We start from the raw sequence: 14,044 nt of genomic DNA on the forward strand, positions 1-14,044 counted from the left end.
AGTCAGCGGTCGACGAGGGACATGTGCTGCTCGTTGTACCGGTCGCCTTGCACGCCGATCCGCGCGGCGAGGTGGTCGAGATCGGTCAGTTCGTCCGCCGAGAGCGGTACCTGGGTGGCGGCGGCGTTTTCCTCGACCCGTTCGAGCCGGCGGGTGCCGGGGATGGGCACGATCCACGGGTGCTGCGCGAGCAGCCAGGCGAGGGCGATCTGGCCGGGTGTGACGTCCTTGGCGCCGGCCAGCCGGGTGACGTGCTCGACCAGGGCCTGGTTGGCGGTGCGGTTGTCCTCGGTGAAGCGGGGGATGCCCGCGCGGACGTCGCCGGACGTGAATTGCGTGTCCGCGGTGACGGTGCCGGTGAGGAAGCCCTTGCCGAGGGGGCTGAAGGGCACGAAGCCGATGCCGAGTTCGCTGCAGGTGGGCAGCACCTCGGGTTCGGGGTCGCGGGTCCACAGGGAGTATTCGCTCTGCACGGCGGTCACGGGGTGGACGGCGTGCGCGCGGCGGATGGTTGCCGCCGCGGCTTCGGACAGTCCGAAGTGCCGCACCTTGCCGGCCTGGACGAGCTCGCCGACGGCGCCGGCGACGTCCTCGATCGGGACGTCCGGGTCGACGCGGTGCTGGTAGAACAGATCGATCGTGTCGATCCCGAGGCGGCGCAGTGAGGCGTCGGCGACCCGCTTGATCTGTTCGGGACGGCTGTCGAGCCCGACCGACCGGCCGTCTTCGATTCGCCAGCCGAACTTCGTGGCGATCACGACCTGGTCGCGCAGCGGGGAGAGCGCTTCGCCGACGAGTTCTTCGTTGACGTAGGGGCCGTAGACCTCGGCGGTGTCGAAGAACGTGACACCTCGCTCGACCGCGCCGCGCACCACCGCGATCATGGCGTCGCGATCGCCGGGGTTGGGGCCGTAGCTCTGGGACATGCCCATGGCCCCCAGGCCGATGGCCGAGACCCGCGGACCTTGGCCGAGAGTTCGTGTGTGCACGGTGGATCAGCTCCCTTGCCTACTGCTGGTGGGCGTCCTGGTACTGCTGGTCGGTGACGGGTTCGAGCCAGGTGGTGCCGTCGCCGCCTTCTTCGGGGCCCTCGAGCATGGCGATGTGACTCATGCAGGTGGTGTTGGTGCCGCCGTGCCAGTGTTCCTCGCCGGGCGGGGTCCAGACGGTGTCGCCGGCGCGCATGCGGATGACCTGACCGTCGCGGTTGACGACGAGGCCGATGCCGTCGGTGACGTGGAGGGTTTGCCCGACGGCGTGGGAGTGCCAGTTGGTGCGGGCGCCGGGGGTGAACCGGACCAGGGAGGCGACCAGGCGGGAGGGCGGCTCGGGAGTTTTGATCATGGTGAGGTAGACGTCGCCGGTGAAGCGGTCGGCCGGGGTCTTGACGGTGTCGTTGACGGGGATGTGCTGCATCGTGGTTCTCCTGAATCCTTGCTCGAACGGGTGGTGGTCAGCTCCGGAAGACCTTCTTGGCGACGGTCATGGCGGCCATCGCCTGCGGCCAGCCGGCGTAGAAGGCCAGGTGGGTGATCGCTTCGATCAGCTCGGCCTCGGTGTTGCCGTTCTCCTTGGCCAGACCGAGGTGGTAGCCGAGCTGTTCGGTGTTGCCGCCTGCGGTCAACGCGGCGACCGTGACGAGGCTGCGTTCCTTGGGCGTCAGGTCGGTGCGCTTCCACACTTCGCCGAAGAGGACGTCGTCGGTGAAGTGCACCAGCGCGGGCGCGAAGTCGCCGAACATCTTTTCCGCGCCGGACGGCTCGTGCCGGGTGTGGTCGGTCATCGTGGTTCCTTTCGTTGATCTCGTTCTAGTGGCGAGTACGCAGGCCCGCGACCGCGGTGAAGGCGGCCGCAGCGGCGACGGCCGCGGCCAGCAGCAGGCTGACCCGCATCCCGGCCGCCAACCCCGTGGGTGCGGCCAGCAGGGCACCGAAGACGGCGACGGCCAGCGCGCCGCCGAGCTGGCGGCTGGTGTTGAGCAGTCCGCTCGCGGTCCCGGCCCGGTGCGCGGGTACCGCGGCGAGCAGGACCGCGATCACCGGCGGGATCACCGTGGGACCGCCCAGCCCGACCCAAACCATCACTGCGGCGGTCACCCAGGTGGGTGCGGTGGCGGGGAGAAGAGCGAGGGCTGCCAGGCCGGCCGTCATCAGCGCCAGGCCGGTCACGACCACCGGCCGGGCGCCGGTCCGCTCGATCACGCGGGGCACGACCGGGGTCAGCACGAGCCCGGCCAGCATCATCGGCAGGAACACCACGCCGGTGTCCAGGGCCGACAGGCCGCGGTCCTGCAGCACCAGGCTCAGCACGAACGGCATCCCGTAGTAGCCGATCATGAACGCGAACCCGATGACGACAGCCGCGACCACGGTGCGGGAGCGGAACAACTCCAGCGGAAGCATCGGATGCGCGACCCGCGCTTCCAGCAGCACGAACGCGGCCAGCGCGACGACGGCGATCCCGAGCGCCGCCAGCACAGCCGGCCGGCCGAAGCCGTCTTGACCGGCTTCGATGGCGCCGAACACCAGGGCGGCCATCGCGAGCGCCCCGACGAGCTGACCCGCGGCGTCGAACGGCACCCGGTGGTGGTCCGACCGGGCGACCCGGCGGAGCAGGAGCAACGCCACCGCTCCGGCCGGCAGGTTGATCAGGAAGATCCACCGCCAGCTCACCGTCGTCAGGACGCCGCCCAGGAGCGGGCCGGCCGAAGACGCCACGGCGCCGCCCATCGCCCACATCGCGACCGCGCGGGCCCGGCGTACCGGGTCGGGGTAGGCCTGGGCGATGAGCGCCATGGACGAGGGCATCACCACCGCGGCGGCCAGCCCTTGGGCGAAGCGGAAGGCCACCAGCACCCCGAGCTGCGGGGCCAGCCCGCACGCCAGCGACGCCAGGGTGAACACGGCGATCCCGAGCCCGAACGCCCGCTTGGCGCCGATCCGGTCGGCCAGCGAGCCGGCCGAGAGCAGGGCCGCGGCGAACATGAGCGTGTAGCTGTCGACCACCCACTGCAGTCCCGCGATGCCGCCGCCCAGGTCGGTCCGGATGTCCGGCAGGGCGATGTTCACCACGACCGCGTCCAGGGTGACCACGAAGAATCCGAGCAACGCGGTGACGAGCGTCGCGACGGCGCTGCCGGTGGCCGCGGCGCGGTCGGTCAGCCGGGCCGGGGCGGCGGTCTTCTCGGGAGTGGTCACACCTTGAGGGAACGCCTGAGGGCGGACGCGCGGGAGGTCGCGTCTTTCCGGGTTACGACAGAACCCCCCTCACGGGTTCGGCCCGTCGTACGGTGGAGGCGTGAACGCCAAGAGCACCGAGGTCCGCGACTTCCTGGTCACCCGCCGGGCCAAGATCAGCCCGGAGCAGGCCGGGTTGCAGCACTACGGCGGCAACCGCCGTGTCCCGGGTCTGCGCCGCGAGGAGGTCGCCATGCTCGCCGGTGTCTCCGCCGATTACTACACCCGCGTCGAGAAAGGCAACCTCGCCGGCGTCTCCGACAGCGTCCTCGACGCCATCGCCGAAGCGCTGCAGCTCGACGAGGCCGAGCGGGTCTACCTGTTCGACCTGGCCCGCGCCGCCAACGCGTCCGGCCGTCCCCGCACCGCGGTGGGGCAGCGGCGCCGGTCGCCGCAGCGGGTCCGGCCGGTCGTGCAGCAGATCCTCGACAGCATGACGACGACGGCCGCGTTCGTCCGCAATGGACGCTTGGACATCCTCGCCACCAACCTGCTCGGCCGCGCGCTGTATTCCCCGGTGTTCGACAGCCCGACACGCACCAGCGAGGCCTCGTTGCCCAACCTCGCCCGCTTCGGGTTCCTCGATCCGGCTGCCCGCGACTACTTCCCGGACTACGACAAGTCCTGCCACACCTCGGTCGCCATCCTGCGCACCGAAGCCGGCCGCGACCCCCACAACCGCGACCTCTCCGACCTCATCGGCGAGCTGTCCACCCGCAGCGAGGACTTCCGCACCCGCTGGGCCGCCCACGACGTCCGCCTGCATCGCACCGGCACCAAGGAATTCCGCCACCCGGTCGTCGGCGAACTCGCCCTCGACTTCGAAGCGATGGAACTGTCCGCCGACACCGGGCTCACGCTCACCGCCTACACCGCCCGGCCCGACTCGCCCTCGGCGGAACGGCTCCGGCTGCTGGCGAGCTGGGCCGCGACCACGACGCTCGCCGAAGCCGACGTCGACCGCTGAGCTCGGCGACGGAGGAGGACGCCGTCAGCGTGGGGGAGCGGTGGTGCGCCGGGGGACCAGTTTCGGCGACAGTTTGATCTGGGCCGCCGGGCGGTTCCGGTCGGCGATGCGTTCCAGCAGGAGCCGGGCGGCGTCGGTGCCGATGTGGTGACCGGCCTGGTCGACGCTGGTGAGCGAGATCGGGCCCAGCGCCGCGACGTTGGTGTTGTCGTAGCCGGCGAGGGAGATGTCCTCGGGCACGGACAAGCCTGCCTCGGACAGAGCGGTCAGTACGCCCATGGCGACGATGTCGGCGCCGGCGAAGATGGCCGTCGGGCGCTCGGAACGGGCGAGGATCTGCTGGGCGCCGAGGTAGCCGCCTTCCTGGGTGTAGCTGGTCGAGACGATGTCGGCGGCCAAGCCCCTGGCGTGCATGGCTTTCCGGTAGCCGTCGGCGCGGACGGCGTTGGGCATCTCGGCGAGGCGGGCGGGGTCGGTCTCGTGGTGCTCGATGTGGGCGATGTGGCGGTGGCCCAGGTCGGCGAGGTGGTCGACGACGAGCGCGGCGCCGGCGGTGTCGTCGTCGGTCACCGTGTCGTAGTGGGCCGAGCGGGTGTGGCGGCCGACCACGACGGTCGGCACGGTGGCGGCGAGGCGCTCGAGGCGGCCCTTCGACATGACCGGGGCGATGAGGACGAGGCCGTCCATGCCGCGGTCGACCATCGCGTCGGTGAGCTTGCCTTCGTCGTTCTCGTTGTCGCAGCTGGGTCCGAGCAGCACGTGGTAGTCGGTGTCGCGCAGCGTGTCGGTGAGGCCGTCGAGGATCTCGGGGAAGAACGGGTTGCGGATGTCGGGCAGCATGACGCCGATGGTGTAGGTCTGGCCGCGCAGACCTCGGGCCGCCGCGTACGGCCGGTAGCCGAGCTCCTCGATCGCCCGCTGAACCTTCGCCCGCATGGCCGGGCTCGCACCGTAGGCGTTGCGCAACACCTTCGACACCGCCGTCGTCGAGACTCCTGCGTGGCGGGCGACGTCGACGATCGTCACTCGCCGTTGGGGCTCGGCACGGTCCATATGGGAAACGTTACCTGTCGCAAGCAAGCCTGGCACCAGGCATCTTGACGTGCCTTCCGGCGACTCTTAAAGTCGTCCGCACCCTCAGTGGGCAACGTTACCCAAAGATCCTCGACCAGGGCCGACGCGTCGGCCGCAACGTTGAAACGTTCAAACGAGGTGGGCGCCAATGACTGTCGCCATCGAGAATCGACACGCGGACGTCGTTGCCGCACCGCCGAGTCGTCGGCGCGGCGGACCGAGCCGGCGAGGCGTCCCGTGGTGGTTCACCGTGCCGGCCCTGCTGTTGTTCGCCTTCGTGGTGCTGGTGCCCAGCGCGCGGGGGATCTACTACGCCTTCACCGACTGGGACGGCTTGTCGCCGGACTTCGCCTGGATCGGCTTCGGCAACTTCGCCGAGATGCTGGACGATCCGGTGGCCACGCAGGCGATCTGGCACACGCTCGTGATCGCCGTCGCGATCACGGTCTTCCAGAACGGGATCGGCCTGCTGCTGGCCCTCGGCGTGAACAGCACGATCAAGTCCCGCAACGTGCTGCGGGTGTTCCTGTTCGCGCCGGCGCTGGTCACGCCGATCGTGGCCGCCTACCTGTGGCGCAACCTGCTCGGGCCGGACGGGGCCGTGAACAGCCTGCTCGGATTCGTCGGGCTCGGCTCGTGGCGGCAGGACTGGCTGGGTGACCCGGACATCGGGCTGTGGTCGGTGGTGGGCGTGATCGTGTGGCAATACGCCGGCTACTCGATGGTGATCTTCCTGGCCGGGCTGCAGTCGATCCCGCGGGAGATCCACGAGGCAGCCGCCATCGACGGTGCCGGTGCGGTGCGGCGGTTCTGGTCGGTGACGAGGCCGCTGCTCGCGCCGGCGTTCACGATCAACTTGATGCTGTCGATCATCGGTGGGCTCAAGCTGTTCGACCAGGTGTACGCGCTCACCGGTGGCGGCCCCGGCCACGCAACCGACACGCTCTCGACGTTGATCTACAAGGATGCCTTCACCCTGGGGGAGTTCGGCTACAGCATCGCGCTCGCGGTGGTGCTGACCGTCATCGTCGCGGTGGCTTCGACGGGGCAGTACCGCGGGCTGTCCCGAGCCGAGAAGGCGGCGTCGTGAATCGCTACCGCACCCGCACGTTCGTGCTGGAACTGGTGATGATCGCCGTCGGCCTGGTCTTCGCGTTTCCCGTGTGCGTGTTGGTGAACCTCGCTGTCCGGCAGCCGTCGGACTCCTCGTCGCCGATCGCGCCGACGACGACGCCCACGTTCGACAACTTCACGCAGGCCTGGCAGCAGGGCGCGCTGGGCGGGGCGCTGGCCAACAGCGTGCTCGTCACCGTGGGTTCCGTGGTGGTCATCTTGGCCGTCTCGGCGCTCGCGGCGTACCCGCTGGCGCGGGTCGCCGCCCGGTGGTCGCGGTGGACGTTCCTGCTGATCATGGTGGGTCTGGTACTTCCGTTCCAGCTGGCCGCTTTGCCGCTGTACCAGACGATGCGCGATCTCGGCCTGCTCGGGACGCCGTGGTCGCTGATCCTGTTCTACTCGGGGCTGCAGGTGCCGTTCACGACGTTCCTGTACGTCGGGTTCCTGCGCGCGGTGCCGCGCGAGTTCGAGGACGCGGCGCTGATCGACGGCTGCACGACCTTGCAGGGCTTCCGGTACGTCGTGCTGCCGATGCTCAAGCCGGTGACGGTGACCGCGCTGGTGCTCAACGTCGTGGCGGTGTGGAACGACTTCTTCACGCCGCTGCTGTACCTCAGCGGCGGCGCGCAGCAGACCCTGCCGGTCGCGATCGCCGGGTTCGTCGGCCAGTACGTGTCCGACTGGAACCTCATCTTCGCCGCTTTGGTGATCAGCATCGTGCCGATCCTCATCGTCTACTTCGCGCTGCAACGCAGCATCATCAACGGCTTCGCAGGAGGACTCAAAGGATGACGGAAACGCTGAGCCCGTATGGACTGCGAACCGAACAGCGCGACGAGCCCCTCGGCCTCGGCGAGCCGCGCCCGCGGCTGTCGTGGCGGCTGGCGAGTGACCGCCGCGGCGCCGCGCAGAGCGCCTACCGGATCACCGCCGCCGAACGCGCGGCCGATCTCGACGATCCGTCTCGTCTGCTGTGGGACAGCGGCCGCCGGGAATCCGGCGACGGCGTGCTCGTGCCGTGGGACGGCCCGGTGCTGCGCTCGGCCACCCGCTACCACTGGCGCGTTCAGCTCTGGGACGAAACCGGCGCCGAGGCGGGCACGGGGGAGAGCTGGTTCGAGACCGGCCTGCTGCACCGCGACGACTGGACGGCCGCCTGGATCGGCCGCGATCCCCACGCCCAGCCGGTCTTCGACCCGCCGACCGACCACGACCAGCCGCTCGGTGAGCCCCCGCTGAACCTGCGCCGCGAGTTCGAGCTGACACGGCAACCGGTGCGGGCGCGCCTGTACGCCACCGCGCACGGTGTCTACGAGGCTTCGCTGAACGGTGAGCGCGTGGGCGACGTCGAGCTGGCACCGGGATGGACGGAGTACCACCATCGTCTCCAGTACCAGACCTACGACGTCACTTCGTTGCTGCGGACCGGAGAGAACACACTCGGCGCGGTCGTCGCGGACGGCTGGTGGTCCGGGTTCGTCGGGTTCGACGAGCGCCGGCCCGCGCGCCACTACGGCGAGCATCCTGGTTTCTTCGCTCAGCTCGTCGTCGACTTCGCCGACGGTTCGCGCCAGGTGGTGGTCTCGGACGGCGCCTGGCTCGAGCGGCCGGGTGCGGTTCGTTTCGCGGATCTGCTGATGGGGGAGCACGTCGACGCGTTGGCCGCCGAAGGGGCGTGGCAACCGGTGGCGGTGCTCGACACCGAGCCGGGACCGTTGGTGGCCGAACCCGACCCGTCCATCCGTGTCACGCAAGAAGTGTCCCCGATCGCCGTCGTGGAAAGGGAACCCGGGCGGTTCATCGTCGACTTCGGACAGAACCTCGTCGGCCGGGTGCGGCTGACCGTCCGCGACGCGCCGGCCGGGCAGCGGATCGTCCTGCGGCACGCCGAGATCCTCGACGACGGCGAGCTGTATGTGGCGAATCTGCGCAGGGCCACGGCCACCGACAGCTACGTCACCGGCGGCGACCCCCGCGAAGTGTTCGAGCCGCGGTTCGCCGTGCACGGCTTCCGGTACCTGGAACTCCGTGGATACGCCCCCGACGCGGACGACATCGTGGCCCGGGTCCTGCACAACGACACGCCGTGGACCGGGACCTTCGAGTGCTCCGACTCGATGGTCAACCAGTTGCAGGCCAACATCGTCTGGGGGCAGCGGGGCAACTTCGTCGCGGTGCCCACCGACTGCCCGCAGCGCGACGAGCGCCTCGGCTGGCTCGGCGACGCCCAGATCTTCGCCCCGACCGCCAGCCGCAACGCCGACGTCTCGACGTTCCTCGCCCGCTGGCTGGCCGACGTCGTCGACGGCCAAGACGCCGACGGCGCGTTCGGCGACGTCGCCCCGCGCATCGCGATGCCCCGCGAGGCCTCCCCGGCGTGGGGTGACGCCGGGGTGATCGTCCCGTGGCACCTGTGGCGCACCTACGGCGACCGCCGCGTCCTGGGAAACTGCTTCGACGCGATGGTCGCCTGGGTCGCGCACATCCGTCGCCACAACCCCGACCTGTGCTGGCGCCACCGGACCGGCAACTCCTACGGCGACTGGCTCCAGATCGACGTGACCACGCCCCGGGACGTGCTCTCGACGGCCTACTTCGCCCGCAGCGCGCAGATCGTCGCCGACGCCGCCGAGGTGCTGGGCCGGGCCGACGTCGCCGCCGAGCACCGGGCCCTGCACGCGTCGATCCGGGCCGCCTTCATCGAGTCCTATGTGGACGATGACGGCACCGTCGAAGGTGACACCCAGACCGCGTACCTCCTGGCGCTGGCGTTCGGACTGGTGCCGGACGACCTGGTGCGGGCCGCCGTCGACCACCTCGCGGCCGACGTCGAGAAACGCGGCAATCGGCTCACGACGGGTTTCGTCGGGGTCGCGCTCCTCTGCCCGGTGCTCGCCGACCACGGCCGCGCCGACCTGGCGTACGCCCTGCTGCAGCAGGAGGAATTCCCGTCCTGGGGTTACTCGATCCGGCACGGCGCGACGACGATCTGGGAACGCTGGGACGGCTGGACCGAACACGGCGGCTTCCAGGCCGCGGCGATGAACTCGTTCAACCACTACAGCCTCGGCAGCGTCGGCGACTGGCTCTTCGGCCGCGTCGCCGGCATCGACCAAACTCCGGAATCCGTCGCCTACTCCGAACTTTTGCTGCGTCCGCTGCCCGGCGGCACGCTGACCTGGGCCCGAGCCGAGCAGGAGACCGCGCGGGGTCGCGTCGCCTGTGGCTGGTCCCTCGACGGCGAGCTGATCACGGTCACCGTCACCACACCACCCGGAACCACCGCCGTGCTGGAAGTTCCCGCCACCGATCCGGCCGGCATCCGGATCGCGGACCAGAACGGCCTGCTCGAGCAGACCGGCACCACCTTGCGGCTGACCTCCGGCCACCACGTCGTCACCGCTTCCTTCACGAAGGAGTCGCTATGAAGATCCGCCACCTCCTGCTGGCCGTGACGACCGGCGCCGCGCTGGTCGCCTGCAGCGGAGGAACCAACGCCGCCGGCCCCGGCGCCGGCAACCAGACGCTCTCGCTCGCGTCGGTCGACCAGGGCTCCATCGAAGACGTCGTCAAAGCGTTCGAAGCGGCCAACCCCGGGGTGAAGGTCAACTTCACGACCAGCGGCGCCGACCAGTTCCAGCAGCAGATCCGCACCCAGCTGTCGTCCGGCACCGCCCCCGACGTCATGTCGGTGTGGCCGGGCAACGGCAACCCCGGCACCGTCACCGTCCTGGCCAAGGGCGGCTACCTGCGTGACCTTTCGGACCAGCCGTGGGCCTCGAAGTTCCCGAAGGTGGTCAGCGACGTCGCCCAGTACGAAGGCAAGACGTACAACGCGATCTACGGGATCAACGGCATCGGCGCGATCTACAATCAGGACGCACTCGCAAAAGCGGGTCTCACCGCGCCGGCGACGTGGACCGAGCTGCTCGCGTTTTGTCGCGCGGCCAAGGAGAAGGGCACGCCCGCGTTCGCGCTGGGCATCCAGGACAACTGGGTCACGCAGGTCGCCCTGTACCCGCTGGCCGCCACGCTCGTGTACGGCCCGGACCGCGACTTCGAGAAGAAGATCGCCGCCGGCCAGACGTCCTTCGCGAGTTCACCGTGGGCGGCCGCCTTTGCCGAGTACGGCCAGATGGACCAGGCGGGCTGCTTCCAGGAGAACCCGCTCGGCACCAGCTACGAGGCCAGCCAGAAGCTGGCTGCGACCGGCAAGACGCTGGGCATCATCCAGGGCAACTGGGTGATCTCGCTGCTGAAGAAGCAGAACCCGAGCGGCACCTTCACCTTGAAGCCGGTACCGGCCACCGACGATCCCGCGCAGACCATCGTCCCCGCCGCGGCCGGCGCGGGCTACGGCGTCAACGGCAAGGCGAAGAACCCCGAGCTGGCGATGAAGTTCATCAGCTTCGTGATGTCCCCGCAGGGCATGAACCTGTTCGCCGGCAAGCAAGGCGGGCTTCCGGCGCTCGCGGACACCGGCTACCGGCTCGACCCGTCCCTCACCGAGCTGTCCACGTACATCAACCAGAACAAGACGGTCCCGTTCATGGACCAGTTGTGGCCCAACCCGAAGGTCCAGCAGACGATGCTCACCGGCATCCAGGAGGTCTTCAGCAAGCAGTCCACCCCGGACAAGGTCCTGGCGGCGATGGACGCCGACTACAAGTCCGGCACCTGATCTCCGATCCGCACCGAGGACACGGCTCGCTGTGCCTGCCGGAGCCGTGGATCGCCGACCGGCACCACTGCTGTCGCAGTACCGGCCGGCCTCCTCACGATAGCGGCTCGAGCAGCATGACCGGGATCCTGCGGGACGTCGCGGCCTGGGAGTCGGCGTAACCCGGGTACGCGTCGACGGCACGCGCCCACCACGTCTCCCGCTCGTGTCCGCCGAGTTCGCGTGCGGTGTAGTCCTGCCGCACCGCACCGTCCTGCAGTTCCACTGGTGGTGATGATGACGACGGGGAGGCCGGACAGCGTGTTCCCCTCGGTCCCGTGCGACTCCTCGACCAGCGTGACCTGGTCTCGGGCATCTGGCCAGGTGCTGGGTTGGTACTCGCCGGTCAACGGCATGGGCTCCTCCTGGGGGACGATGTCGGGCTGGCGAACTCCTGCCCCGGCGCGACATGGCCGGGGCAGGAACTCACCGGTGAAGCGTTACGTGGTGCGGGGTTCACGAGCGTGCGCTGGATCAGGCGTCGTCGTGGGCGAGGGACGAGGACAGCTCGCGGTGGGCGCCGGCCTGCTCGAGCAGGAGCTCGGCTTTGCCCTCGATGTACTCGACGGCGTCGGCGCCGGCGACGAACCGCAGCGGCGGCTCGGCCTGACCTGCGACGTGGACCAGTGCGTCGGCGAGCTTGGCGGGGTCGCCCACCTGCTGGCCGTTCATGCTCTTCCAGCCGGCGACGGTCTGCGCGGTGCGCTCGGCGTAGTCGTCGATCGAGGACTCGGCGAACTTGGTCGACTGCGGCGTGAGCAGCTCGGTGCGGAAGAAGCCCGGCTCCACGACCATCGTGCGGATGCCGAACGGCGCCACCTCGGGGGTCAGCGACTCCATCCAGCCCTCGACCCCGAACTTCGAGGCGGCGTAGGCGCTGGAGAATTCCATGCCCACGATGCCGGCGGTCGAGGAGATCGTGACGACCAGGCCGGAACGCTGGGCGCGCATGACCGGCAGCGCGGCACGGGTCACGTTGACCGGGCCGAACAGGGTGACCTCGATCTGCGCCCGGAAGTCCTCCGGGGTGATCTCCTCGAAGAACCCGGCGTTGAAGCTACCGGCATTGTTGACCAGCACGTCGATGCGCCCGAACCGGTCGAGGGCCGTCGCCACGGCCTTCTCGGCGGCGGTGGGGTCGGTCACGTCGAGTTCGACGGCCAGCAGGTCGTCGTCCTTGCCCAGGGCGGTGGTGACGGTGTCGGCGTCGCGGGCGGTGGCCACCACCGTGTGACCGGCCGCGAGCGCGGCCTTGGCGATGTCGACGCCCAGGCCGCGGGCGGCGCCGGTGATGAACCAAACCTTCTTCTCACTCATGCGAGTGCACTTCCTTCGGGTTGTTCTGTGGGGGTGGCCACGGCGTGATCGCCGGTGACACCCACTACGGAACCAGGCGGCCCGGGTCGGTGGGAGACCCTGATGAGGGGGTCATCGACAGGGACCCCCAGAGTGGGCGACAGCGCTCGTAGAGTGGACGACATGGCAGCCACGAACGACCCCCGTGACGTCCGTGGCGACGTCCGTGGCGAGATCCGGGAGTTCCTGAGCACACGACGCGCCCGGATCAGCCCCGAACGGGCCGGGCTGCCTCACTTCGGCGGGGAGCGGCGACGGGTCCCCGGTCTACGTCGTGAGGAAGTCGCGTCCCTGGCCGGCGTCTCGATCCAGTACTACACCCGGCTCGAGCGCGGCGACGCCACCGGAGTCTCCGAGAGCGTCATCGAGGCGATCGCCCAGGCCCTGCGGCTGGACGAGGCCGAGCGGCTGCACCTGCTCGACCTGCTCCGCACCGCCGGCACCACGCGTCCGCGCCGGCGTGGGCCGACCCGGCAGCGCGTGCGGCCTGCCGTGCAGCGCATCCTCGACTCGATGCACGGCGCGCCGGCGTTCGTGCTCAACGGGCGGCTCGACATCCTGGCCGCGAACGCCCTCGGCCACGCCCTCTACTCGCCGATCTACGCCGACCCGGTCAGGCCCCCCAACCTCGCGAGGTTCGTCTTCCTCGACCCGCACGCCGGCGAGTTCTTCCGCGAATGGGACACCGTCGCCGACGACACCGTGGCCATGTTGCGCGCCGAGGCCGGCCGCGACCCCTACGACAGGCGCCTGTCGGACCTGATCGGCGAGCTGTCCACCCGCAGCGACGACTTCCGGGGCCGCTGGGCCGCCCACAACGTCCGCATCCACACCACCGGCGTCAAGCTCCTCCACCACCCGATCGTCGGCGACCTCGACCTGCCGTTCGAGACCTTTCCCCTCGGAGGTGTGACGAGCCAGGGCGTGCTCGCCTACACCGCCGAGCCCGATTCGCCGGCACAAGACGCCCTGAACCTGCTGGCCAGCTGGGCCGCGACCAGCAACCTCGACCTACCGGACTCCACCAGAGACCCGGAGCACGAGGTGCCGTCCCCCGAGACCGAGTGAATCTCGGTCACCGGTGCCTCATAGAAGAGCGTCGGCGGTGATCGGGAAGTCGCGAATGCGTCGTCCGGTGGCGTGGAAGACGGCGTTGGCGATCGCCGGGGCCACGCCGACGAGGACGAGTTCGGCCAGGCCTTTGACGCCGAGGGGGTCGGCTTCGCGGTCTTCGCCGTCGAGGTAGATAGCCCGGAGGTTCTGGATGTCGGCGTTGACGGGGACGAGGTAGCCGGCGAGGTCGGCGTTGACGATGCGGCCGTCGCGCGGGTCGGTGATGGTGTGTTCCAGCAGGGCGGCGCCGATGCCGCCGACCATGCCGCCGAGGGCCTGGCTGTCGGCGAGTTTGGGGTTGACGATCCGGCCGGCGTCGTAGACGCCGAGCATGCGGCGGAGGCGGATCAGGCCGAGGCGGGCGTCGACGGCGACTTCGGCGAACACGGCGCCGTAGCCGTACATCGAGAACCGGTCGTGCTCCGGCGGGGCCCAGGACCCGATGGCTTCGAGGTGGTCGCG

The 14,044-nt window shown here is 70.0% G+C and carries 14 protein-coding genes; 6 read left to right on the forward strand and 8 right to left on the reverse strand.

The genetic code is table 11. The features are described 5' to 3' along the window. Positions 1–2: 2 nt before the first annotated feature. The 4 genes from ACFVYA_RS37045 to ACFVYA_RS37060 are packed head-to-tail and all read right to left on the reverse strand — an operon-like array spanning position 3 to position 3,197. The gene (locus ACFVYA_RS37045) at positions 3–989 is read right to left on the reverse strand and encodes an aldo/keto reductase (RefSeq protein WP_387051739.1); all 987 of its coding nucleotides are present in this window, start codon (positions 987–989) and stop codon (positions 3–5) included. Between the two features lie 19 nt (positions 990–1,008). Then, positions 1,009–1,416, reverse strand: a complete 408-nt coding sequence (locus ACFVYA_RS37050; RefSeq protein WP_387051741.1) for a cupin domain-containing protein — start codon at positions 1,414–1,416, stop codon at positions 1,009–1,011. Between the two features lie 37 nt (positions 1,417–1,453). Next, positions 1,454–1,783 (reverse strand): carboxymuconolactone decarboxylase family protein, encoded by a 330-nt coding sequence (locus tag ACFVYA_RS37055; protein WP_387051742.1) that lies wholly within the window; start codon positions 1,781–1,783, stop codon positions 1,454–1,456. A 25-nt stretch (positions 1,784–1,808) separates the two neighbouring features. Then, the gene (locus ACFVYA_RS37060) at positions 1,809–3,197 is read right to left on the reverse strand and encodes a DHA2 family efflux MFS transporter permease subunit (RefSeq protein WP_387051744.1); all 1,389 of its coding nucleotides are present in this window, start codon (positions 3,195–3,197) and stop codon (positions 1,809–1,811) included. Positions 3,198–3,297: 100 nt separating this feature from the next. On the opposite strand from ACFVYA_RS37060, the gene ACFVYA_RS37065 reads away from it, so the two are divergent. Next, a complete protein-coding gene (locus tag ACFVYA_RS37065) occupies positions 3,298–4,203 on the forward strand; it encodes a helix-turn-helix transcriptional regulator (protein WP_387051746.1) in 906 nt (301 codons plus the stop codon). Between the two features lie 24 nt (positions 4,204–4,227). Here ACFVYA_RS37065 and ACFVYA_RS37070 read toward each other — a convergent pair whose 3' ends face one another. Continuing rightward, entirely contained in the window at positions 4,228–5,256 is a 1,029-nt protein-coding gene (locus tag ACFVYA_RS37070) for a LacI family DNA-binding transcriptional regulator (protein WP_387051748.1), read from the reverse strand. 271 nt (positions 5,257–5,527) lie between these two features. Here ACFVYA_RS37070 and ACFVYA_RS37075 point away from each other — a divergent pair, with 271 nt between their 5' ends. Genes ACFVYA_RS37075 through ACFVYA_RS37090 form a run of 4 tightly spaced genes read left to right on the forward strand, consistent with a single transcriptional unit; the run spans position 5,528 to position 11,074 of the window. Beyond that, complete coding sequence (locus tag ACFVYA_RS37075; RefSeq protein ID WP_387051750.1) at positions 5,528–6,367, forward strand: carbohydrate ABC transporter permease; 840 nt, start codon at positions 5,528–5,530, stop codon at positions 6,365–6,367. After that, positions 6,364–7,185, forward strand: coding sequence for a carbohydrate ABC transporter permease (locus ACFVYA_RS37080; protein ID WP_387051752.1), 822 nt, complete (start codon positions 6,364–6,366; stop codon positions 7,183–7,185). Before ACFVYA_RS37075 ends, ACFVYA_RS37080 begins: the two co-directional genes overlap by 4 nt. Beyond that, positions 7,182–9,821, forward strand: a complete 2,640-nt coding sequence (locus tag ACFVYA_RS37085) for a family 78 glycoside hydrolase catalytic domain (protein WP_387051753.1) — start codon at positions 7,182–7,184, stop codon at positions 9,819–9,821. The genes ACFVYA_RS37080 and ACFVYA_RS37085 overlap by 4 nt, the downstream gene beginning before the upstream one ends. After that, positions 9,818–11,074, forward strand: coding sequence for an ABC transporter substrate-binding protein (locus ACFVYA_RS37090; protein ID WP_387051755.1), 1,257 nt, complete (start codon positions 9,818–9,820; stop codon positions 11,072–11,074). The genes ACFVYA_RS37085 and ACFVYA_RS37090 overlap by 4 nt, the downstream gene beginning before the upstream one ends. A gap of 94 nt (positions 11,075–11,168) precedes the next feature. Here the strand turns inward: ACFVYA_RS37090 and ACFVYA_RS37095 are convergent, their stop codons facing one another. Both ACFVYA_RS37095 and ACFVYA_RS37100 read right to left on the reverse strand, forming a co-directional pair. Further along, the gene (locus tag ACFVYA_RS37095) at positions 11,169–11,339 is read right to left on the reverse strand and encodes a nitroreductase/quinone reductase family protein (RefSeq protein ID WP_387051756.1); all 171 of its coding nucleotides are present in this window, start codon (positions 11,337–11,339) and stop codon (positions 11,169–11,171) included. Positions 11,340–11,587: 248 nt separating this feature from the next. After that, positions 11,588–12,430, reverse strand: coding sequence for an SDR family oxidoreductase (locus tag ACFVYA_RS37100; protein WP_387051758.1), 843 nt, complete (start codon positions 12,428–12,430; stop codon positions 11,588–11,590). Between the two features lie 162 nt (positions 12,431–12,592). Here ACFVYA_RS37100 and ACFVYA_RS37105 point away from each other — a divergent pair, with 162 nt between their 5' ends. Further along, positions 12,593–13,537 carry a helix-turn-helix transcriptional regulator gene (locus ACFVYA_RS37105; protein ID WP_387051760.1) on the forward strand — a complete coding sequence of 315 codons (945 nt, stop codon included), beginning with the start codon at positions 12,593–12,595 and terminating at the stop codon, positions 13,535–13,537. A gap of 18 nt (positions 13,538–13,555) precedes the next feature. Here the strand turns inward: ACFVYA_RS37105 and ACFVYA_RS37110 are convergent. Then, a partial coding sequence (locus ACFVYA_RS37110) for a molybdopterin cofactor-binding domain-containing protein (protein WP_387051761.1) occupies positions 13,556–14,044 on the reverse strand: 489 nt, incomplete at its 5' end.

This window comes from Amycolatopsis sp. NPDC058278, assembly GCF_042881395.1.
Classification (GTDB): Bacteria; Actinomycetota; Actinomycetes; order Mycobacteriales; family Pseudonocardiaceae; genus Amycolatopsis.